At 73.5% G+C, this 21282-nt stretch carries 21 protein-coding genes, 1 tRNA gene and 1 riboswitch; of the genes, 13 read left to right on the forward strand and 9 right to left on the reverse strand.

Annotation, left to right across the window (positions count from 1 at the left end; translation table 11 throughout):
• Positions 1 to 41: 41 nt before the first annotated feature.
• From thrC to H4O22_RS17605, 4 genes are all read right to left on the reverse strand, one after another.
• Positions 42 to 1322 (reverse strand): threonine synthase, encoded by a 1281-nt coding sequence (thrC, locus tag H4O22_RS17590; protein ID WP_182524617.1) that lies wholly within the window; start codon positions 1320 to 1322, stop codon positions 42 to 44.
• Between the two features lie 10 nt (positions 1323 to 1332).
• Positions 1333 to 1476, reverse strand: a riboswitch (SAM riboswitch).
• 173 nt (positions 1477 to 1649) lie between these two features.
• Positions 1650 to 2495, reverse strand: a complete 846-nt coding sequence (gene otsB, locus H4O22_RS17595) for a trehalose-phosphatase (RefSeq protein WP_182524618.1) — start codon at positions 2493 to 2495, stop codon at positions 1650 to 1652.
• A gap of 48 nt (positions 2496 to 2543) precedes the next feature.
• Entirely contained in the window at positions 2544 to 3032 is a 489-nt protein-coding gene (locus H4O22_RS17600; protein ID WP_182524619.1) for a LytR C-terminal domain-containing protein, read from the reverse strand.
• A 7-nt stretch (positions 3033 to 3039) separates the two neighbouring features.
• Positions 3040 to 3336 (reverse strand): nucleoid-associated protein NapA, encoded by a 297-nt coding sequence (locus H4O22_RS17605; RefSeq protein WP_182524620.1) that lies wholly within the window; start codon positions 3334 to 3336, stop codon positions 3040 to 3042.
• A 131-nt stretch (positions 3337 to 3467) separates the two neighbouring features.
• Here H4O22_RS17605 and H4O22_RS17610 point away from each other — a divergent pair, with 131 nt between their 5' ends.
• Positions 3468 to 4478 (forward strand): Gfo/Idh/MocA family protein, encoded by a 1011-nt coding sequence (locus H4O22_RS17610; RefSeq protein ID WP_182524621.1) that lies wholly within the window; start codon positions 3468 to 3470, stop codon positions 4476 to 4478.
• On the opposite strand, the gene H4O22_RS17615 is transcribed toward H4O22_RS17610, so the two are convergent.
• On the reverse strand, positions 4411 to 5091 hold the full coding sequence (locus tag H4O22_RS17615; protein WP_182524622.1) for a sensor domain-containing protein: 681 nt from the start codon (positions 5089 to 5091) through the stop codon (positions 4411 to 4413). The genes H4O22_RS17610 and H4O22_RS17615 overlap by 68 nt on opposite strands.
• 126 nt (positions 5092 to 5217) lie before the next feature.
• On the opposite strand from H4O22_RS17615, the gene H4O22_RS17620 reads away from it, so the two are divergent.
• The 6 genes from H4O22_RS17620 to H4O22_RS17645 all read left to right on the forward strand — a co-directional run bounded on the left by H4O22_RS17620 (position 5218) and on the right by H4O22_RS17645 (position 11400).
• On the forward strand, positions 5218 to 6645 hold the full coding sequence (locus H4O22_RS17620; RefSeq protein ID WP_406603329.1) for an alpha,alpha-trehalose-phosphate synthase (UDP-forming): 1428 nt from the start codon (positions 5218 to 5220) through the stop codon (positions 6643 to 6645).
• Between the two features lies 1 nt (position 6646).
• Positions 6647 to 7057, forward strand: a complete 411-nt coding sequence (locus tag H4O22_RS17625; RefSeq protein WP_182524624.1) for a GNAT family N-acetyltransferase — start codon at positions 6647 to 6649, stop codon at positions 7055 to 7057.
• A gap of 20 nt (positions 7058 to 7077) precedes the next feature.
• Positions 7078 to 8337, forward strand: a complete 1260-nt coding sequence (locus H4O22_RS17630) for an alpha/beta fold hydrolase (protein WP_182524625.1) — start codon at positions 7078 to 7080, stop codon at positions 8335 to 8337.
• Positions 8338 to 8456: 119 nt separating this feature from the next.
• A complete protein-coding gene (locus H4O22_RS17635) occupies positions 8457 to 9791 on the forward strand; it encodes an MFS transporter (RefSeq protein WP_182524626.1) in 1335 nt (444 codons plus the stop codon).
• A complete protein-coding gene (locus tag H4O22_RS17640) occupies positions 9788 to 11233 on the forward strand; it encodes a pyridoxal phosphate-dependent decarboxylase family protein (RefSeq protein WP_182524627.1) in 1446 nt (481 codons plus the stop codon). Before H4O22_RS17635 ends, H4O22_RS17640 begins: the two co-directional genes overlap by 4 nt.
• Positions 11234 to 11256: 23 nt before the next feature.
• On the forward strand, positions 11257 to 11400 hold the full coding sequence (locus H4O22_RS17645) for a hypothetical protein (RefSeq protein WP_182524628.1): 144 nt from the start codon (positions 11257 to 11259) through the stop codon (positions 11398 to 11400).
• A gap of 22 nt (positions 11401 to 11422) precedes the next feature.
• Here H4O22_RS17645 and H4O22_RS17650 read toward each other — a convergent pair whose 3' ends face one another.
• Complete coding sequence (locus H4O22_RS17650) at positions 11423 to 12070, reverse strand: TetR/AcrR family transcriptional regulator (protein WP_182524629.1); 648 nt, start codon at positions 12068 to 12070, stop codon at positions 11423 to 11425.
• Between the two features lie 65 nt (positions 12071 to 12135).
• Between H4O22_RS17650 and H4O22_RS17655 the strand changes: the two genes are divergently transcribed.
• The 5 genes from H4O22_RS17655 to H4O22_RS17675 all read left to right on the forward strand — a co-directional run bounded on the left by H4O22_RS17655 (position 12136) and on the right by H4O22_RS17675 (position 16848).
• Positions 12136 to 13638: a flavin monoamine oxidase family protein gene (locus tag H4O22_RS17655; protein WP_182524630.1), complete on the forward strand. Its 1503-nt coding sequence runs from the start codon at positions 12136 to 12138 to the stop codon at positions 13636 to 13638.
• Positions 13635 to 14726: an SMP-30/gluconolactonase/LRE family protein gene (locus H4O22_RS17660; RefSeq protein ID WP_182524631.1), complete on the forward strand. Its 1092-nt coding sequence runs from the start codon at positions 13635 to 13637 to the stop codon at positions 14724 to 14726. Before H4O22_RS17655 ends, H4O22_RS17660 begins: the two co-directional genes overlap by 4 nt.
• Before the next feature lie 32 nt (positions 14727 to 14758).
• Positions 14759 to 15415 (forward strand): uracil-DNA glycosylase, encoded by a 657-nt coding sequence (locus H4O22_RS17665; protein WP_182527208.1) that lies wholly within the window; start codon positions 14759 to 14761, stop codon positions 15413 to 15415.
• A 29-nt stretch (positions 15416 to 15444) separates the two neighbouring features.
• The gene (locus H4O22_RS17670) at positions 15445 to 16224 is read left to right on the forward strand and encodes a dioxygenase family protein (RefSeq protein ID WP_227466481.1); all 780 of its coding nucleotides are present in this window, start codon (positions 15445 to 15447) and stop codon (positions 16222 to 16224) included.
• A gap of 198 nt (positions 16225 to 16422) precedes the next feature.
• The gene (locus H4O22_RS17675; RefSeq protein ID WP_182524632.1) at positions 16423 to 16848 is read left to right on the forward strand and encodes a hypothetical protein; all 426 of its coding nucleotides are present in this window, start codon (positions 16423 to 16425) and stop codon (positions 16846 to 16848) included.
• 15 nt (positions 16849 to 16863) lie between these two features.
• Here the strand turns inward: H4O22_RS17675 and H4O22_RS17680 are convergent, their stop codons facing one another.
• Positions 16864 to 18447: a succinic semialdehyde dehydrogenase gene (locus H4O22_RS17680; protein ID WP_220451203.1), complete on the reverse strand. Its 1584-nt coding sequence runs from the start codon at positions 18445 to 18447 to the stop codon at positions 16864 to 16866.
• 1 nt (position 18448) lies between these two features.
• A complete protein-coding gene (locus tag H4O22_RS17685) occupies positions 18449 to 20074 on the reverse strand; it encodes a GMC family oxidoreductase (RefSeq protein WP_182524633.1) in 1626 nt (541 codons plus the stop codon).
• Positions 20075 to 20173: 99 nt separating this feature from the next.
• Between H4O22_RS17685 and pdxY the strand changes: the two genes are divergently transcribed.
• Entirely contained in the window at positions 20174 to 21025 is an 852-nt protein-coding gene (gene pdxY / locus H4O22_RS17690) for a pyridoxal kinase PdxY (protein WP_182524634.1), read from the forward strand.
• Between the two features lie 166 nt (positions 21026 to 21191).
• Here the strand turns inward: pdxY and H4O22_RS17695 are convergent.
• Positions 21192 to 21267: transfer RNA gene (locus H4O22_RS17695), tRNA-Thr, on the reverse strand.
• Positions 21268 to 21282 lie beyond the last annotated feature (15 nt).

A 21282-nucleotide genomic window follows, 5' to 3' on the forward strand; every position in this document is an offset into this window, starting at 1 on the left:
GAGTGCCGGACGCGAGGAACGAGCGGCCGGTGTATCGAGACTCAGGCCAGGCCGGTCGCGCTGAACGCGGCGTACGACGGGTCGATGGTGGCGACCGGGCCGACGGACCCGGAGACGGCGTCCAGGGTCTTCAGGCCGTGGCCGGTGTTGATGACGACGGTCTCGAGCGAGGTGTCGAGCTGGCCGGTCTCGACGAGCTTCTTCAGCACCGCGACCGTGGTGCCGCCGGCGGTCTCGGTGAAGATGCCCTCGGTGCGGGCCAGCAGCACGATGCCGTCGCGGACCTGCTCGTCGGTGACGTCCTCGACGGCGCCGCCGGTCTCGCGGCAGATGTCGAGGACGTAGATCCCGTCGGCGGGGTTCCCGATGGCCAGGCTCTTGGCGATGGTGTCCGGCTTGACCGGGCGGATCGCGTCGACGCCGGCCTTGTAGGCGACCGAGACCGGCGAGCAGCCGGTGGCCTGCGCGCCGTAGATCTTGTACGGCTTGTCCTCGACCAGGCCGAGCTTCACCAGCTCCTGGAAGGCCTTGTGCACCTTGGTCAGCTGGGAGCCGGACGCGACCGGGATGACGACCTGGTCGGGCAGCCGCCAGCCCAGCTGCTCGGCGATCTCGTAGCCGAGCGTCTTGGACCCCTCGGCGTAGTACGGGCGGACGTTGACGTTGACGAACGCCCAGCCGTCCTCCTCGCCCGCGATCTCGGAGGCGAGCTTGTTGACGTCGTCGTAGTTGCCGTTGACGGCGACCAGCGACTCGGTGAAGACCGCGGAGTTGACCTGCTTGGGCTGTTCGAGGTTGCTCGGGATGAAGACGACGGTCTTGATACCGGCCCGGGCGCCGGCGGCGGCCACGGCGTTCGCGAGGTTGCCGGTGGAGGGGCAGGCGAAGACCTTGCTGTGGAACTCGCGGGCCGCGCTCAGCGCGCAGGCGACGACGCGGTCCTTGAAGGAGTTGGTGGGGTTGGTGCTGTCGTCCTTGACCCACAGGTTGTCGATGCCCAGCTCGCGGCCGAGGTTGTGCGCCTTGAGCAGCCGGGTGAACCCGGGCTCCATGTTGGGGCTGTCCTCGATGTCGGCGGGGACCGGCAGCAGCGCCTTGTAGCGCCAGATGTTGCGCGGACCGGCCTCGATCTCCTCGCGGGTGACCTGCGGGAAGTCGTAGGCGATCTCGAGGGGGCCGAAGCACTCCGGACACGCGTAGTGCGGGCCGAGCTCGACCTGGTGCCCGCACTCGCGGCAGGCCAGGGCGGTGGCGTTGCCGAACGCGCCCTCGCGCAGGGTCTGGCCCTCGGTGACGGGCTCGGCGGTGGTGACGGCGCTCATGAAGTCCTCCTTCTCATCTTCCCCGGCGCGACGGTCGCGGTCCGGGCGGAATTAGCACCGTTTCCACGATCCGATCCCGATGTCCGGGAGGCGGAGGCTCGTGGCGGTTGCCGGGACTTCACTGGGCCGTTCCCTCAGTCCCTCTTGATGAGCTGGTCGGAACTCTACGGGGTGCCGTCTCAGCATGTGCACACAGGTTCCGCGATGTGGACCCGCGGCGGCGCGCCGCTGTAACGCGGTGTCCGCGACTGTTCTGCGGTGCTGCAGCACCGCAGAACAGCGGTGGACACCGCGTTACAGCAGGCGGGGCGGGATTCGGCGCGCCCGTCAGGCGCGGGACTCCCGGGCGTCGGCGGTGAGCTGACGGAGCAGGTCGAGCACGCCGTCCGGGCCGGGTACGACGACGTCCGCGTGCTCCATCAGCGCGGACTCCTCGTCCGAGGCCGAGCAGACGAGCAGCGTGGGCATCCCCTCGGCGGCCAGCGCGGAGACCGCCTCGAACGCTTCCAGGTCGCCCAGGTCGTCGCCGGCGAACAGGAAGCCGCCGGCGCCCACCTCCTCGACGATGGTCCGGACCGCCTGGCCCTTGTCCATGCCCGGCGCCCGCACCTCGATGACGTGCCGGCCGGGCTCGAGCACCAGGTGGTTGCGCCCGGCGAGGTCGCGCAGCAGCGGCAGCAGCCGGGCGTACGCCGCGTCGGGCTCGGACAGGCGCCGGGTGTGCACGGCGTGCGCGAGCCCCTTGTCCTCGACGTACGCGTCGGCGGCGCCGGCGGTACGCAGCGCGCGCGGCAGGTCGCGGAGGAATGCTGCGAGTCCGGCGGGCGGGCGCGGGGAGATGATCCGGCGCTTGCTGGAGCTCCAGCGCTCGTTGCCGTACTGGCCGAAGAGGTAGAGCTCCTTGCCGGCGTCGCTGATCGCCTCGCCGACCTCCTCGAGACCCCCGAGGACGAGCGCCTGGCGCGCCGGCCGCCCGGTGACGACGGCCACCGCGGCGACCTGGGTCGCCAGGTCGGCGAGCACCTCGCCGGCGTCGGGGTGGATGTGCGCCTGCTCGGGGTCGTCGACGATCGGCGAGAGGGTGCCGTCGAAGTCCAGCCCGACCACCGTCTCGGCGGCCGCCCGGACGAGGGCGGCCCAGCGCTGCTCCCCGGCCGTCGAGGTGAACTCCATGGGGTCAGCCAACCAGCCCCGCCGCGGGAGCGGGCACGGGGTCCAGCGTCAGCCGAGCTCGCCGGTGAGCACGACCGTCAGCCGGTCGAGCCGCATGGCGCCGACGGCGGGCGCGGTGCGCTGGATGCCGAGGTCGAGGGCGAGCAGCTTGGCGGCGCGGGCCAGCCGCGGCGGGTGGTAGACGGTGGTGGCCGGGATCGTGCCGTACCAGTTGTCGGAGCCGACCACCATCCACCCGGCGTCGGTGGCGCTGGTGGCGACCCGGCCGGCGAGGCCGGAGATGCCGGAGTTGTTGTAGACCTCGACGTAGACCTTGGCGCGGTCCACCGGAGGCGGCTCCGGCTTGGGGTCCTTGCGCAGGGTCTCCGGGGCCTCGGGCGTCGCGGGGGCGCTCGGCGAGGCGTCGGCGACGATGCTCACCTTGCGCTCGGTCGGCTCCCCGCCGCGGGTGGCGACGAAGGCGATCGCGGCCATCGCGACGGCGATGATGCTGAGCATCACCACGGGTGAGGGGAAGAGCAGCCCGCGCTGGCGCATCGCGGTCTCAGACCTCGAAGCCGAGGCGGCGGGCCGAGCGCTGACGCTGCCGGGCGGCGCGCAGCCGGCGCAGCCGGCGGACCAGCAGCGGGTCGGCCTCGAGCGCCTCGGGACGGTCGATGAGGGCGTTGAGCACCTGGTAGTACCGGGTGGAGCTCATGTCGAACTTCTCGCGGACCGCGGTCTCCTTGGCGCCGGCGTACTTCCACCACTGCCGCTCGAACTCGAGGATGTCGCGGTCGCGGTCACTGAGGGTCGAGGGAGCCTCGGCCTCGTGGCCGTGAAGGGCGTTCGCGGCGTCCATGCGATGTCTCCCAGGAAAGGCGGTGCGCGGGTCGAGCTGTTGCGGCACCACTGTAGACGTCGAACCACACCGGTGTCATTCGACCTGCCGAGGTCGTCGTACGAGGTGTCGGATCCGCGTAGGGTCCCGTCATGGCCGACACCGTCCGCTGGGGCATCCTCGCCACCGGCAAGATCGCGCACGCCTTCGCCCACGACCTCGCCCTGGTCCCCGACACGGAGATCGCCGCCGTGGGATCGCGCCGGATCGCGGCGGCCGAGGAGTTCTCCGCCCGCCACACCGGCGGCGCCGCGACCGCCCACGGGTCCTACGAGGAGCTGGTCGCCGACCCCGCCGTCGACGTCGTGTACGTCGCCACGCCGCACGCGCTGCACCTCGAGAACGCCCGGCTGGCGTTCGCGGCCGGCAAGCACGTGCTCTGCGAGAAGCCGCTGACGCTGACCACCCAGGACGCCGAGGAGATGGTCCGGCTGGCGCGGGAGCGCGGGCTGTTCCTGATGGAGGCGATGTGGATGGCCTGCCACCCGGTCATCCGCGCGCTCCGCGAGCGGCTGCACGCCGGCGACTTCGGCACCCCCCGGGCACTGCGCGCCGAGCTCGGGTTCGCGGTCGACGCGCCCCCGGAGGACCGGATGTTCAACCCCGCGCTCGGCGGCGGCGCGCTGCTCGACATGGGCGTCTACCCGCTGACCTTCGCCCACCTGATGCTCGGCGAGGCCGAGTCGCTGAGCGCCCAAGCCGGCCTCGGCCCCACCGGCGTCGACCTCGACGTCGCCGTCGCCGGGAGGTACGCCGGGGGCGCCGTCGCCACCATGACCGCGTCGATGACCGGGTGGTCCTCGTGCACGGCCGCGATCGCGACCGACCGCGGGCGGATCGAGCTGCCGTGGGAGTTCAACCACCCCCGGCACGCGACGTACACCGAGGTCGGGCCGGACGGGCCGACCCACCCGCAGCGGATCGCGGGCGCGGAGCCGGTGATCGGCCAGGGCTACGGCAACGAGATCGCCGAGGTGGGCCGCTGCCTCCGCGAGGGGCTGCTGGAGAGCCCGCTGGTGCCGCACGCCCAGACGCTCACCCTGATGCGGCAGATGGACGCCCTGCGCGAGCAGATCGGGGTCCGCTACGCGGCGGACGCGTGAGGGCGCCACGCGTGCACAGCAGCGCGGCGGCCAGCCCGGCGTGCACGGCGGCGCAGCCCCGCACCACGAACGGCAGCGTGACCGCGGCGGCGAGCCCGATCGCGAGCAGCAGCAGGCTCTCGGCCTGCTGGCCCTCGCCGAGGCCGAGCAGCGCGGCGAGGGTCTCGTCGTCGCCCTCCTGCGGCACCCACCGCTGCCAGCACCAGTAGGTCAACCCGCCGCCCGCCACGGCCCACCACGTGACCGTGACGGCGAACGCCGCGGTCCCGGTCACCAGCGCGAGCACCGACCAGAGCAGGTCGAGCCAGGTCTGCGGGTCGCCCAGCGGGGTCGCCGTGCGCCGCAGCCAGCCGGCGCCCGGCCGCGCCGCGGCGTACGACGCGGGCGGGACATCGGCGCCGAGGAGCCGGGCCATCCGGACCCGCTCCAGCTGGGCGAGCCCGCGGGCGACGTACGCCGTCCCGGCGAGCACGAGCACCCCTACGGGCGTGAGCAGCAGCGCCGTCCCGACCGAGACGCCGACCACGGCGACCACGAACGAGACGACGGCCAGCACCAGGGCGGACAGCACGTAGGCGGTGTCGTGCACGAGGCGGGTGGAGGCGGCGGTCATGGCTCCACGCTAGGGACGGCCGGGGGCGGGTACAGGGGCGCACGCCCGCCGCCCGGAGGTGGTGCCTGCACCACCCGCGCACGGTCCGTGCACCGGGACGAGGATCGAGTGACTAGGGTGAGAGCCGTGCCGAACAACCTGGTGATCGTCGCCAACAGGCTCCCCGTGGACCGGGTCGAGCAGGCCGACGGCTCGGTCGGCTGGCGTCGCTCCCCGGGCGGCCTGGTCAGCGCGATCGAGCCGGTGATGCGGGCCAACGACGGCGTCTGGGTCGGCTGGCCGGGCGGCACCGACCAGGACCTGGCGCCGTTCGAGGACGACGGCATGAGCCTGGTCCCGATGTCGATGACCGCCGCGGACATCGAGGGGTTCTACGAGGGCTTCAGCAACGGCACCCTCTGGCCGCTCTACCACGACCTGGTCGCCAAGCCGGAGTTCCACCGCGAGTGGTGGGAGTCCTACGTCGCGGTCAACCACCGGTTCGCGGAGAAGGCCGCCGAGCTCGCCGCCGAGGGCGCCACCGTCTGGGTCCACGACTACCAGCTGCAGCTGGTGCCGCGGATGCTGCGCGAGCTCCGCCCCGACCTCCGGATCGGCTTCTACCTGCACATCCCGTTCCCGCCCGGGGAGCTGTTCCAGCAGCTGCCGTGGCGCCGCGAGCTCCTCGAGGGGCTGCTCGGCGCCGACCTCGTCGGCTTCCAGCTGCCGGGGGCGGCGCAGAACTTCGTCCGGCTGGTCCGCCAGCGGGTCGGCCACAAGACCCACCGCGACCTGGTCTACCTGCCCGACGGGCGCACCGTCCGGGCGAAGGCGTTCCCGATCTCGATCGACGCCAAGGGGTACGAGGAGCTCGCGAGCTCCGCGCCGGTCGAGCGCCGCGCGGCCGAGATCCGCGAGGCGCTGGGCAACCCGCGCAAGGTCTTCCTCGGCATCGACCGCCTCGACTACACCAAGGGCATCTACGCGCGGCTGCGCGCGTTCAGCGAGCTGATCGTCGACGGCCACTTCGACGTCGAGGACGCCGTGTTCGTGCAGGTCGCCGTGCCCTCGCGCGAGGAGGTCGAGCAGTACCGCATCCTGCGCGACGAGATCGACCGCCTCGTCGGCCGGATCAACGGCGACCTGGGCCGGATCGGCCGCCCCGCGATCAGCTACCTGCACTCGTCGTACCCCCGCGAGGAGATGGCCGCGCTCTACCGCGCCGCCGACATCATGGCCGTCACGCCGTACCGCGACGGGATGAACCTCGTCGCCAAGGAGTACGTCGCGTGCCGCGCCGACAACACCGGCGCGCTGGTGCTCTCGGAGTTCGCCGGCGCCGCCGACGAGCTGCGGCAGGCGTGGCTGGTCAACCCCTACGACATCAACGGCATGAAGTCGGCGATGCTCGAGGCCTACCGGGCCGAGCCCAAGGAGCTGACCCGGCGGATGCGGGCGATGCGCCGGACCGTCACCCAGCACGACGTGGCGGCCTGGGCCGACAGCTTCATGACCGAGCTGTCCGACGTCCGCAGCTCGCACGGGAAGGCCGTGCGGCCCGCGAGGCGGTCCTGACGTGCTGGAGATCTCGACCGACCCCGCCCGGCTGGACGTCGACACCGTCCACCGCTGGCTCTCGACCGACGCCTACTGGGCGCTCGGCCGGCCCCGCGAGGTCGTCGAGACCTCGATCGCCAACTCGCTGTGCTTCGGCGCGTACGACGACGAGGTGCTCGTCGGTTTCGCCCGGCTGGTCACCGACCGCTCGACGTTCGCCTGGCTCTGCGACGTGTACGTCGCCCCGGAGCACCGCGCCCAGGGCATCGGCACCGCGCTGATGGACGCGATCGACAAGGAGCTGGTCGGGCGGCACATCAAGCGGGCGCTGCTGGTGACCACGTCCTCGCCCGGCCTGTACGCCCGCTACGGCTACGCGCCGATCTCCGACGACTCCACCTGGATGGGCAGGACCTACCAGGGCGGCTGAGCGGCGGGTACGTTGCGGCCATGGACCTGATCCCGAAGCCCGGCCAGGTCGTCTCGGCCGCCGGCAACGTCGCGCACCTGGTCCTCGGTGGCGGGGTCGCCGACCTGCGCCCGATGCCGCGCACCCTGGTCGAAGAGGGTCCGCTGCGCGAGGTCCACCACTACCGGCCGGCCGCCGGGGTGCGCCAGCAGGGCGACCCGGTGCTGCTGGTGACGCCGCTGGCCGCGCCGGCGCGCTGCTACGACCTGCGGCGCGGCTGCTCGCTGGTCGAGCACCTCGTCGCCGCGGGACGCCCGACGTACCTCGTGGAGTACGGCGAGGTCGACGTCCGCGACCGCGAGCTCGGGATGGAGCCGTGGGTCGACGAGGTCGTCCCCCGCGCGATCGAGGCGGTCTCCGCGCACGCCGGCGGCCGGCCCGTGCACCTCGTCGGGTGGAGCCTGGGCGGGATCCTCGCGCTGCTGACCGCCGCGGACCGGACGGACCTGCCGATCGCCTCGGTCAGCGTCGTCGGCTCCCCCACCGACGTCTCGCAGGTGCCGCTGGTCGCCCCGCCGCGGCCGCTGCTCGACCCCACGGAGGGGCGGGACCTGGTCGCCCGCGGCTTCCAGGTGGCCGGCGCGGTGCCGGGGGTGCGGTGGGCGGTCCGGCTCCCGTCGTTCCAGCGGCTCGTCGCGAAGCCGCTCGCGGTGGCGGCCCACCTCGACGACAGCGAGTTCCTCGCGCAGGTCGAGGCGGTCGACCGGTTCACGGCCGCGATGGCGGCGTACTCCGGCCGCGCCTTCGGGCAGCTCTACCACCGGTTCGTGACCGGCAACGCGCTCGTCGGCGGCAGCATGGAGCTGTCCGGGCGCACCATCACGCTGTCCTCGATCACCGCGCCGGTGCTGGTCCTCGCCGGCACGACCGACGGGATCGCGCCGGTCGCCGCGGTGAAGGCCGTGGTGCAGCACCTCGCCGGCGCGCGCGACGTACGGTTCGAGATCGTGCCCGGCGGCCACCTCGGCATGCTCACCGGCCGGGCCGCGCGGACCGCGACCTGGCCGGTCCTCGACGAGTGGTTCGAGGAGTGGACCTCGAGCGAGCCGGTCGCCAAGGCCGCCGCGAAGAAGAAGCAGGCGAAGAAGGCCGCGGCCCGGAAGAAGGCGCCGGACGCGACCCCGCGCAAGGCCGCGGGCAAGCGGGCGCCCGCCGCCCGCACCGCGCCGTCCCCCAAGGCGATCGGCGCCAACCCCAAGCGGCGGTACGGGTCGGGTGGGTCGCGGTCGCTGTCGCCGTGAGTGGGGGGTGAAGGTTTCCCCGGTGATCCGGGGAAACCTGATGTTCTCAGGGGAAATTCCGGCCGAGAACGTCCGGTTTCCCCGGTGATCCGGGGAAACCCCCCGCTACCCTCCCCGCCATGCCCACCACCCAGCAGGCCACCCTGCCCCGCAGCGTCCGGGCGGGGTACGGGTCGGGGTCGGTGGCGACGGGGGCGTTCGGGACCGTCCCGGGGCTGATGCTGCTGCCCTACCTCACCGACGAGGTGGGGATGGCGGCGGCCGCGGCGGGCGTGATCGTCTTCCTGCCGAAGGCGTGGGACGTCGTCCTCAACCCGATCGCGGGCCGGATCAGCGACCGCACCGTCGACCCCCGGGGCGCGCGCCGCCCGTGGCTGCTCCGCGCGGGCATCGCGCTGGCGGTCGCGTTCGCACTGCTCTTCGCGGCACCCGAGACGTCCACCGGCCTGGAGGCCGCGTGGGTGCTGGTTGCGTTCCTGGCCTGCGCGTCGGCGTACGCGTTCTTCCAGGTGCCCTACGTCTCGATGCCCGCCGAGATGACCGCGTCGTACGACGAGCGCACCCGGCTGATGACCTGGCGGGTCGCGATCCTGGCGCTGACCATCCTGCTCGCCGGCGCCACCGCGCCCGCGATCCGCGACGCCGTCGGCGGCCGTGACGGCTACCGGCTGATGGGGCTGGTGATGGCCGGCCTGATCCTCGTCGGCGTCGTCGGGGCGTACGTCGGCACCCGCCGCGCGCCGCTCGGCACGGTGCATCCGGGGGCGGGCACCCTGCGCGACCAGCTTCGGGTGGTCGCGGGCGCGCGGGACTTCCGCATGCTGCTCACCACGTTCGTCGTCCAGGCGCTCGCGGTCGGGTGCATCCTCGCCGGCGTCGACTACCTCGCCGAGGACGTCCTCGACAGCACGGGCGCGGTCACCGCCCTGTTCGCCTGCTTCGTCGCGCCCGCGCTGCTGCTGACGCCGGTCTGGGCGGCGTTCGGCCAGCGGGTCGGCAAGAAGCGCGGGTACGTCGTCTCCTCGCTGCTGCTCGCGCTCGGCTCGCTGGTCTCGGTGCTCGCCGACGCCGCCCCGGCCGCGGTGCTGTTCGCGGCGGTCGCGGTCAGCGGCGTCGGGTACGCCGGCTGCCAGGTCTTCCCGATGGCGATGCTCCCCGACGCCGCGGCGGTCGACACCCAGCGCACCGGCGAGAACCGGGTCGGCGTCTACACCGGCGTCTGGACCGCCGGCGAGACCTTCGGCTTGGCGCTCGGCCCCGCGGTCTTCGCGGTCGTGCTGCAGCTCGGCGGCTACCGATCCGGCTCCGGCGTCGCCCAGCCCGGCTCGGCGGAGACCGCGATCGTGCTCGGCTTCGCGCTGCTCCCCGCCGTCCTGGTCCTCGCCAGCCTCTGGTGGCTGGCGCGCTACACGCTCGAGGCCGACGCGGTCGAGGAGGAGGCGGTGCCGGCATGAGCGACGCGCTCGCCCGGCTCAAGGAGATGCAGGCCGCGGACCTGCCCGTCCACGGCGGCCGCACGCTGGCCTACGTCTACGACTCGGGGCTCGCGGAGGTCGACGAGGTCGGCCGCGCCGCCGTCGCGGCGTACGCCGGCTCCAACGGGCTGGACCCCACCGCGTTCCCCAGCCTGCTGCGGATGGAGAACGACGTCGTCGGGTTCACCGCCGACCTGCTCGACGCCCCCGCGACCGCGGTCGGCACCGTCACCTCCGGCGGCACCGAGTCGGTGCTGCTCGCCGTGCAGGCCGCGCGCGACGGCAGCCCCTCGGTCGCCGCCCCCAGCATGGTGCTGCCCGACACCGTGCACGCCGCCTTCCACAAGGCCGCGCACTACTTCGGCGTCGAGGCGCGGCTGGTGCCGGTCGGCCCCGACCTCCGCGCCGACCCCGCCGCGATGGCCGCGGCCACCGACGACAGCACCGTGCTCGTCGTGGCCAGCGCGCCGTCGTACGCCCACGGCGTCGTCGACCCGGTCACCGAGATCGCCGCCGCGGCCGCCGCCCGTGGGATCCGCTGCCACGTCGACGCCTGCATCGGCGGCTGGGTGCTGCCGTACGCCGCGCGGCTGGGGCGCGCCGTACCGCCCTGGACGTTCGCGGTCGAGGGCGTCACCTCGATCTCCGTCGACCTGCACAAGTACGGCTACGCGCCCAAGGGCACCTCGGTGCTGCTGCACCGCACCCCGGAGCTGCGGCGCCCGCAGTTCTTCGCGTCCGCCGCCTGGCCGGGCTACACGATGCTCAACTCCACGATGCAGTCGACCAAGTCCGGCGGCCCGCTCGCTGGCGCGTGGGCGGTGCTGCGGACCCTCGGCGACGACGGCTACCTGCGGCTGACCCGCGACGTCCTCGAGGCGGTCGACCGGATCGTGGCGGGGATCGCGGCGATCCCCGCGCTGCGGGTCGTCGTCCCGCCCGACTCGACGCTGGTCGCCCTCGCCACCGACGGCAGCTGCGACGCGTTCACGGTCTGCGACGAGATGGCGGCGCGCGGCTGGTACGTCCAGCCGCAGATGTCGTACGCCGGCGGGCCGGCCACCGTGCACCTCTCGGTCAGCGCCGCGACGCTCGCGTCGGTCGACGACTTCCTGGTCGCGCTGGCCGAGGCCGTCGCCGCGGCGGTCGCGGCCGGACCGGTCGCGGTCGACCCCGGCGTCGCGGCGTACATCGCCTCGCTCGACCCGGCCACCCTCACCGACGCCGACTTCGACGGCCTGCTCGCGGCCTCCGGACTGGTCGGCGGCGACGGCGGGGACGGCGCCGGGGACGACCTCGCGCTCCCCGACCGGATGGCCGAGGTCAACGCGATGCTCGACCTGGCCTCCCCCGCGATGCGCGAGGCGCTGCTGGTGGCGTTCCTGGACCGGCTGTCGCGGCCGGTGCGGGCCGTCGGCTGACGCCGGATCGGGTACCGGGACGCATGACCACGACACCTGGCGAGCCCGCACCCGACCCCGACATCGTCCCGAGCGGCGACCCGGTCCCGATCGACCCCGGGCCCGCGCCCGGCGAGGACCCCGGCGTACCGCCCTTCGAGCCGGACACCCAGCCCGCGCCCGCCTGATCCCTCCGACCGGCCCGCCGGGTCACGCCGGCGCCGGCGGGTCCACCGCGTGCCGCTCCAGGTAGGCGGTCACCATCGTCGCGCCCTCGGCCACCAGAGCCGGGTCGCCGTCGCGGCGGTGCTCGTAGGCGAGCTGGAAGACCCGGTCGCCGACCTCGACCGCGAGCTCGACGACCTGGTCGGTGAGCGTCGGGAGCGCGAGGCCCGCGTCCACGGCGTACGCCCGGAGCAGGCGCGCGACGCGCGCGTTGTGCTCCCGGCCGAACTGCGCGACGGCGGCGTTGGTGCGCCCCCGCAGGTAGAGCTCGACGAACGCCGGGCGCCGGTCGTAGACCGTGACGAACGAGGCCAGCACCGTGCGCACGACCTCGGCCACGGTGGGCGCGCCCAGGTCGGCGAGGTCGGCCAGCACCTGCTCGTCCATCTCGGCCATGTCCCGCTCGGCGAGGGCCAGCAGCACGGCGTCCTTGTCGGCGAAGTACTGGTAGAGCGACGCGACGGGGACCGCCGCGACCCGGGCGATCTCCCGGGTGGTCAGCGCCTCGACCCCGCGCTGGACCACGAGCGTCGCGGCGGCGTCCAGGATCCGCTCGACCCGCATCCGGCTGCGCTCCTGGATCGGGACCCGGCGGCGGGCGGGGAAGGACTCCTCGACCGGTGCGGACGACATGCTCCAGAGTGTAGGGTCCGGAGCCGAACCTGACACATGTTCACTTCTTGCCGCCGGGAGCCCCCATGCCGCTGCCCCTCGCCCCCGACCCGGGCCTGTCCCGCCGACTGCTGCTCGGGGGCGCCGCCGGCGCCGCGACCGTGCCGCTCGGCGTCGGCGCGCTCACCGAGGCCGAGGCGCTCGGCCGCCAGGGGCGCCTCCCCCGCACGGCCGACGTGGTCGTGGTCGGCGCCGGCATCTCCGGGCTGGTCACCGCGCAGAAGCTCGCCCGCCGCGGGGTCGACGTCCTCGTCGTGGAGGCCCGCGGCCGGGTCGGCGGGCGGGTGCTCAACCACCGCCTCGAGTCCGGTGGGGTGATCGAGGCCGGCGGCGCGTTCGTCGGGCCGACCCAGGACCACATCCTCCGGCTGGCCCGCGAGCTGAAGGTCCCGACCTTCCTCGAGCACAACACCGGGAGCAGCGTCTACGTCTCCGGCCTGACCGGCCGCCTCGAGTACACCGGCACCGTCCCGCCCGACCCCACGATCCTCGCCGACGCGGCGATCCTGCTCACGCTGATCGACCGGTACGCCGCGGAGCTCGACGTCGAGGCGCCCTGGGACCACCCCCGCGGCGCGGAGTGGGACGCGATGAGCCTCGGCGAGTTCATCCGCCGCCAGACGCTGAACCCGTCCGGTGTCGGCACCCTGATCGATGCCTGGACCCAGCCCGGGTTCGGCGCCGACCCCGACGAGCTCTCCCTCCTCTTCGTGCTCTGGTACGTCGCGTGCTCGGGCAACGAGCGGAACGTCGGCACCTTCTCCCGCAACTCCGACACCGCGAACGGCGCCCAGGAGCGCCGCTTCGTCGGCGGCTCGCAGCTGATCCCCCTCCGGCTGGCCAAGCGGCTCGGGGACGTGGTCGCCCTGCGCGCGGGCGTGGAGCGGATCGTGCAGAAGGACCACCGGGTGCACGTGCACACCCGCCGCGGGACGGTCGTCGCGAAGCGGGTGGTCGTGGCCGCCCCGCCGCCGCTGGTGCTCGACATCGACTGGTTCCCGCGGCTGCCGACCCGGCGCCAGCAGCTGCTCCGCAGCCTCGACATGGGCCGGCTGATGAAGTGCGACGCGGTCTACCGCACGCCGTTCTGGCGCAAGGAGGGGCTGACCGGGTTCGGCATCAACGACTCCGGCGCGGCCCGTGCGGTCTTCGACAACTCCCCCCGCGACGGCAGCCCGGGCGTGCTGCTGGCGTTCGTCGGCGGCTCGACCTGGCGCACCTACGGCACGATGAGCAAGGACCGGCGCCGCCGGCACGTGCTGGAGGGGTTCGCCGCGATGTTCGGCGAGCAGGCGCTGCGCCCGATCGAGTACACCGAGCAGGACTGGACCCGCGAGCGCTGGACCCGCGGCGGCCCGACCGCGTTCCACGCGCCCGGCACGATGGTGCAGCTCGGCCCGGTGATCCGGAAGCCGTTCGGCCGCGTGCACTGGGCCGGCACCGAGACCGCGACGTACTGGTCGGGCTACATGGACGGCGCCGTGCGCGCCGGCAAGCGTGCCGCGACCGAGGTGCTGGAGCGGCTGTGAGGCGCCTGCTCCCCTGGCTGGCCGCTCTCGCCCTGGTGCTGCCGCTCGCTACGGTCCCGGCGGCGGCCGCGCCGGCCGCGCCCGCCGACCGGGAGGTCTGGGACACCGCGGTGTTCTCGCGCGTCCCCGCACCCGGCTACCCGGCGTACGTCCACGCGCACACCAACGGCCGGGTCTACGCCGGCACCTACGTCAACAGCGGGGCGACCGGCGTGCCGTCCCGGGTCTTCGAGTGGTCGCGCCGCGGTCAGCTGCTCCGGTCCTGGCCGGTCCCGAGACAGGTGCGCGACGGCTCCCACGGCGTCCAGGTCGCCCAGCAGACCCGCGGCGGGAGGCTGGTGGTCCTCGAGACCTCGACCCGGACGGTCCGCACGCTCGACGTGCGCACCGGGCGGTGGCGGCGGATCGCCCGCTTCCCCGACGGCGCGGTGCCGAACTACGCCACCTGGGGTCCCGACGGCGCCCTGTACGTCACCGACTACCACCAGCCGGTGATCTGGCGGCTCGCCCGCGGGTCCCGCACGCCCCGGCCGTGGTTCCGCTCGTCCGCACTGGAGGGCACCGACTTCGGCACCACCGGCATCCGGTTCCGCCCCGGACGCCGCGACCTGGTGGTCTCGCAGCAGGCGGTCCTCGACGGCTCGCAGCTCCCGGTCTCCGGCGCCCTCTACTCCCTGAAGGTACGCCGCAGCGGCGCCCCCGGGCGGCTCGCGAAGCTCTGGACCTCCGGCGCCCTGGAGCTGCCGGACGGCTTCGGCATCGGCCGGTCCGGGCACCTCTACGTCGCCCTGCTCGGCACCAACCAGATCGTCGAGCTCACCGCCCGCGGGCGCGAGGTCGACCGGTTCCCGGACCTGCCGCTGACCGGCGAGAACGGCTCCGCCATCCCCTTCGACACCCCGTGCAGCGCGACCTTCCTCGGCACCCGCGTGCTGGTCGCCAACCAGTCGGCGATCGCGGGCGACGCCGACCACCAGGCGATCCTCGCCGTCGAGGTCGGCGAGCGCGGGCGGGCGCCGTACCTGCCCGGAGCGCGCGGTTCGGCCGCTGACCCGCAGCTGTCACGACCACCTAGAGTGCCCGCGTGAGCGCGCTGGCCGGACTCGTCGAGCAGGACCTGATGGCACCCGACTGGGCGGCGGCCCTGGCGCCGGTGGACGAGCAGGTGGCGGAGCTGGGCCGGTTCCTGCGCGCCGAGCTCGCGGCCGGGCGGCCCTACCTGCCCGCCGGCGAGCACGTCTTCCGCGCGTTCCGCCGCCCGCTCGCCGACGTCCGCGTGCTGGTGGTGGGCCAGGACCCCTACCCCACCCCGGGCCACCCGATCGGGTTGAGCTTCGCGGTCGACCCGCACGTGCGGCCGGTGCCGCGCAGCCTGGCCAACATCTACCGCGAGCTGCGCGACGACCTCGGGGTGGAGCCGCCCGCGCACGGCGACCTCAGCGCCTGGGCGGACGCCGGGGTGATGCTGCTCAACCGGGTGCTCACCGTGCAGCCGGGGGCGTCCGCGTCGCACCGCGGCAAGGGCTGGGAAGAGGTCACGGCGTGCGCGATCGAGGCGTTGGTACGCCGGGGCGGGCCGCTCGCCGCGGTGCTGTGGGGCCGGGACGCGCAGAGCCTGAAGCCGGCGCTCGGCACGGTCCCGTGGGTGGAGTCGGCCCACCCGTCCCCGCTCTCGGCCAGCCGCGGGTTCTTCGGCTCGCGGCCGTTCAGCCGGGTCAACGCGCTGCTGGTGGAGCAGGGCGGCGCGCCCCTCGACTGGCGCCTGCCGATGGAATAAGGTTGAAAGTGAAACCATTTGGAGTGGACATGACCCCCGCCGCCCGGATGCCCGCGCTCTACCTCGGGCACGGCGCCCCGCCGCTGCTCGACGACCCGCTCTGGTCGGGGCAGCTGGCGTCCTGGGCAGCCGACCTGCCCCGCCCGACCGCGGTCCTCATCGTGAGCGCGCACTGGGAGTCGGCCCCGGTCAGCCTCTCCGCGAGCGGCGCCCCGCTGGTCTACGACTTCGGCGGGTTCGCCCCGCGGTACTACCAGATGACCTACGCGACGCCGGACGCCTCCGCGCTCGCGCGCCGGGTCGCGGGCCTGATGCCGGCCGGCGAGCCGGTGCACCAGCACACCTCGCGCGGGCTCGACCACGGCGCCTGGGTGCCGCTCACGATCATGTACCCCGGCGCCGACGTGCCGGTGCTGCAGATGTCGCTGCCCACCCACGACCCCGAGCGGCTGATGCGAATCGGCCAGCGGCTCCGCCCGCTGCGCGAGGAGGGCGTGCTGATCGTGGGCTCCGGCTTCCTGACCCACGGACTGCCGTTCCTCACCGACTTCCGCATCGACGCCGCGCCGCCCGGCTGGTCGACCGACTTCGACGCCTGGGCCGGCGAGGCGCTCGCCCGCGGCGACGTCGACGAGCTCGCCGACTACCGCGCGAAGGCGCCCGGGATGCCCTACGCGCACCCCACGGTCGAGCACTACTCGCCGCTGTTCGTCACCCTCGGCGCCGCCAGCGACCCCGGCGAGCCGGGCGCGCAGGTCGTCGACGGCTTCTGGATGGGCCTCTCGAAGCGGTCCCTGCAGGTCGCCTGACCACTCCTCGGACAGTCGCGACCGGTTCCTCAACTGCGATCCCGGCCCGCCGATCAGGCCCTCGTGCGGCGGTCGCCGGTCCTCGGAGACCGAGACGGCGCCGCCGTCGACATGGGGGCGACGGCGGCGGCGCAGCGGCGATCGCTGCACCACCACCCGGGACGGGAACCGATCGGTCCTCCGCGACGTCCACTCCTCGTGCGTCGCGCCAGCCTGCTGCCCCTGTCGGTCCTGCTCGGCCTCGTGCTCGCGCCGTACCCCGAGCGCCCGGCCTCGGCGTCCTGCGCCGCGCCGTACCTCGAGGTCGGCGAGAGCCCGGTCCTCGAGCGCGGCGCGGCCCGCACCGTGCGGGGTCGGGCCTTCGTCGACGGCTGCCAGGACAGCATGAGCTGCACGATCTCCTTCGGCTGCCAGTCCTGCGAGGACGACGACCCGCCGCCCGTCCCTGCGCAGGACGTCGCGCTCGAGCTGCGCCAACGTGGTCGCACCTTCGAGCTCGGCACGGCCGATGCGGGCGAGGACGGCCAGGTGACCTGGACGGTCGACCTGCCCGCCGGCGTACGACGCGGTCCCGCCCGGCTGGTGGCGGACGGCGCGAACCCGGTGCCGGTCCGGGTCCGCTGACCGCCGCGACCGGCGTCAGCGGATCCCGGTGCGCCGCATCATCTTGAGCCCGGAGAGCATCCCCTTCACGTGGTCCTCGTAGTCCTGGCCGGGCCGCGGCATCATCACCTGCTTCTTGAGCACCGCGAGGTTCTGCACGTCGGTGTACTTCAGCAGGCCCTGGTCGCCGTGCCGGGCGCCGACGCCGGACTGCTTCACCCCGCCCGACGGCGTGCCCTTGGAGGCGTACGCCGTGGCGAGCGCGTCGTTGACGTTGACGTTGCCGGCCTCGATCCGCCGGGCGACCGCCTCGGCGCGCGAGATGTCGCGGCCCCACACCGAGGCGTTGAGCCCGTAGTCGGTGTCGTTGGCGAGCGCGACCGCCTCGTCGACGGTGCGGTAGCGGTGCAGCGCGACGACCGGCCCGAAGGTCTCGGTGACCCCGCAGACCATGTCGGTGGTGACGCCCTCGAGCACGGTCGGCTCGAAGAACGCCGGGCCGAGGTCGGGCCGCGGCTTCCCGCCGGTGACCACCGTGGCGCCCTTGGCGACGGCGTCCTCGACGTGGCCCTGCACCCGGCGCATGTGGTCGACGGAGACGAGCGAGCCGAGCTCGGGGCCGAAGTCGTACGCCGCCCCGATCCGCAGCTTCTCGGTCGCGGCCACGAACGCGGCCTTGAGCTCGTCGTACCGCGAGTCGGGCAGGTAGATCCGCTCGATGTGCATGCAGATCTGGCCGGTGTTGCCGAAGACGCCGAACAGGGTGCCGGCGACCCACTCGTCCACGTCGACGTCGTCGAGGACGATCATCGGGTTCTTCCCGCCGAGCTCGAGGCAGCAGCCGATCAGGTTGCGCCCGGCGCGCTCGCCGATCACCCGCCCGGTGGCGGTGGAGCCGGTGAACATCACGTAGTTGGCGTGGTCGATGAGCGTCGGCCCGACGTCAGGACCCTCGCCGCAGACGACCTGGAACAGGCCCTTCGGCAGGCCGGCCTGCTCGAGCAGCGAGATCCCGTAGAGCGGCGACAGCGCGGTCTTGTTGTCGGGCTTGAGCACCACCCCGTTGCCGGCGATCAGCGCGGCGACCGCGTCGGAGAGCCCCGTGGCGAAGGGGAAGTTCCAGGGCGCGATGATCCCGACGACGCCCTTGGGCTGCCGGATCTCGGTCGAGGAGGACAGGAACGGCACCGGCCCGCCGCGCTTGGTCGGCGCCAGCACCTTGGGCGCCCGCTTGAGGTAGTGGCTGATCACCATCGGCGGGTCGCAGGTCTCCTCGATCGCCATCCGCCGGTTCTTGCCGCTCTCGGCCTGGATCAGGTCGGCGGTGGTGTGCGCGTTGTCGACGAGCAGGGTGTGCGCACGCTTGAACACGGCGAGCCGCTTGGCCAGCGGCCACGCCGCCCACTCCCGCTGGGCCGCCCGCGCCGCGGCGTACGCCTGCTCGATGTCGGCGGGGGTCGACTGCGGGAGGTCGACGAGGTGCTCGCCGGTGTAGACCTCGGTGAGCTTCCAGGTGCCGCCGCTGGTCGACGGGACGCGGGCGACGAGCCCCTCGAGGAAGGCGTCGGTCAGGCTCGCGGGCCGGGTCACGCGGTGGGGGGTCTGCGGGATGGTGGTCATCTCAGCTCCGTCCGAGCACGAGCTCGGCGCCGCGCTCACCGATCATGATCGCGGGCGCGTTGGTGTTGCCGCCGGTGATCGACGGCATGATGGAGGCGTCGCAGACCCGGAGGCCCTCGACGCCGCGGACCTTGAGGTCGGGGGTGACGACCGCGAGCTCGTCGACGCCCATCCGGCAGGTGCCCACGCCGTGGTAGACCGAGGTCGCCCGGTTCAGGATCGCGTCGCGCAGCGCCTGGCCCTGCAGGTCGGTGCCGGGGTGGATCTCGCTCTTCACGGCGCCGCCGAAGGCCGTGCCGCCCATGATCTCCCGCACCATCTCCGAGCCCTCGCCGAGGACCTCGAGGTCGGCGGGGTCGGCGAGGTACTGCGGGTCGATCAGCGGCGCCGCGGTCGGGTCGGCGGAGGCCAGGCGCAGGGTGCCGCGGCTGCGGGGGTAGATCAGCGTGGCGAGCACGGTCAGGGCCGGCCGCTGGTCGACGTCGTGGCGGATCGGCGCGTCCTGGTTGGGCGAGACGTAGGCCCAGGGCAGCAGGTGCAGCTGCAGGTCGGGGACGTCGGCGGCCTGCGAGGTGCGTACGAAGCCGACCGCCTCGAAGACCGAGTTCGCGAGGAACGTGGTGCCGGGCCGCACCACCTCCTTGGCGATGCCGCGGCCGAAGAAGAAGGCGTTGCCCCGCAGCTTCGAGGACGTGGTGTGGAAGGTCATCGCGTGGAACATGTGGTCGTGCAGGTTGTCGCCGACCGGCAGGTCCGCGACCACGTCGATGCCGTGGTCCTTCAGGTGCTGGGCGTGGCCGATGCCGGAGAGCATCAGCAGCTGCGCCGAGCCGACGAACCCGGCCGAGAGGATGACCTCCTTGCCCGCGCGGACCGTGCGGCGGGCGCCGTTCTTGTCGGTCACCTCGACGCCGGTGGCCCGCCCGTTCTCGATGACGACCTTGCGCACCAGCACCTGCGACTGCAGCTGCAGGGTCGGCGGCGCGAGGTGGTGGATGTAGCCCCGCGAGGCGCTGTAGCGCAGCCCCTGCGCAGCGTTCTGCTGCATCCGGCTGACGCCCTCCTGCGACTCCCCGTTGTAGTCGTCGAGGACCTTCACGCCCAGCGCGTCCGAGGTGGCCTGGATGAACTGGAGGGTGCCCTCCTGCGGGTGCTCGTTGCGGGTCACCCGGATCGGGCCGCCGGCGCCGCGGAAGGAGCTCTCCCCGCCCTCGAAGTCCTCCATCTTCTTGTACGCCGCGTTGACGCTGTCGGCGTCCCAGCCCGTGCAGCCCTCGGCCGCCCAGGAGTCGTAGTTGGCGCGGTTGCCGCGCACGTAGACCATCCCGTTGACCGAGCTCGAGCCGCCGACGACCTTGCCGCGCGGGACCGGCATCGTCCGGTCCAGGATGTGCTTCTGGGGGGTGGAGTAGTAGCCCCAGTCGACCCGCTTCTTGATCTCCGGCACCGAGTGCATCGGCCCGATCATCCCCGGCTTCTTCGTCAGGAACTGCTCGTCGCTCTTGCCCGCCTCGAGGACGATCACGCTCGCGCCCGACTCGGCCAGGCGGCCGGCGATCGCGGCGCCGGCGCTGCCCGAGCCGACGACGACGTAGTCGGCTTCGTTGCGGTAGGGGGTCTTCGACATGGCCGTCCTCGAGTTCACATACTGCGGGAATGTGTCGTGGGCCACGATACGACATGAACTGCAACCTGTTCTAGTTCTCCGAGGGTGCACGATGTCCCCGTGCAGATCCTCTCGATCCAGTCCTCCGTCGCGTACGGCCACGTCGGCAACTCCGCAGCGGTCTTCCCGCTGCAGCGCTTGGGGCACGAGGTGTGGCCGGTGCTCACCGTCCACTTCTCCAACCACACCGGGTACGGCGCGTGGCGCGGGCCGCTGCTCGCGCCCACCGACGTCGCCGACGTGATCGCGGGGATCGCCGACCGCGGCGTGCTCGGCGAGGTCGACGCGGTGCTCTCCGGCTACCAGGGCGACCCGGCCGTCGGCGCGGTCATCCTGGACACCGTCGCCCAGGTCAAGGCGCTCAACCCCGACGCGATCTACTGCTGCGACCCGGTGATGGGCGACGTCGGTCGCGGGATGTTCGTGCGGCCGGGGATCCCGGAGTTCATGCGCGACACGGTCGTCCCGCAGGCCGACGTGCTCACGCCGAACCACTTCGAGCTCGACTTCCTCGCCGGCCGCACCACCACGACGATGGCCGAGGTGCTCGACGCCGTCGACGAGGTGCGCGACCGCGGACCCCGCGACGTGCTGGTCACCAGCGTGCTGACCGCCGACGGCGCCGCGGACCACCTCGACGTGGTCGCCGTCTCCGACGAGGGCGCCTGGGCGGTGACCACGCCGCTGCTGCCGATCGCGCCCAACGGCTGCGGCGACGTGACCGCCGCGCTGTACCTCGCCCACCTGCGCAGCACCGGCTCCCCCGCCGCCGCGCTCGGCGCCACGACGTCGACGGTCTTCGCGATCCTGGAGCAGACCATCGCCGCCGGCACCCGCGAGATCCAGCTGGTCGCCGCCCAGGAGGCGATCGCCCACCCGCCCGCGAGGTTCGAGGTGCGGCAGCTGCGCTGAGCGGCCGCCGCCGCGGAGCCGCCTGAGCCGCCGCCACCGCCGCCGGGGACGTCATACGAGCTGGTCGTGATGGCCGCCGGATCGCATGACGTCCCGCGGGACGTCGTACGAGCTGGTCGCCATCGTGACCGATTCGTATGACGTCCGGCGGGCGTCCGCGACGCGGTGGAGCCGCCTGAGAGAATCGAACTCTCGACATTCGCATTACAAGGGCGATGCTCTACCAACTGAGCTAAGGCGGCGTGCCGCCCTCGGGC

This window comes from Nocardioides dongkuii, assembly GCF_014127485.1.
GTDB classification, from domain to species: domain Bacteria; phylum Actinomycetota; class Actinomycetes; order Propionibacteriales; family Nocardioidaceae; genus Nocardioides; species Nocardioides dongkuii.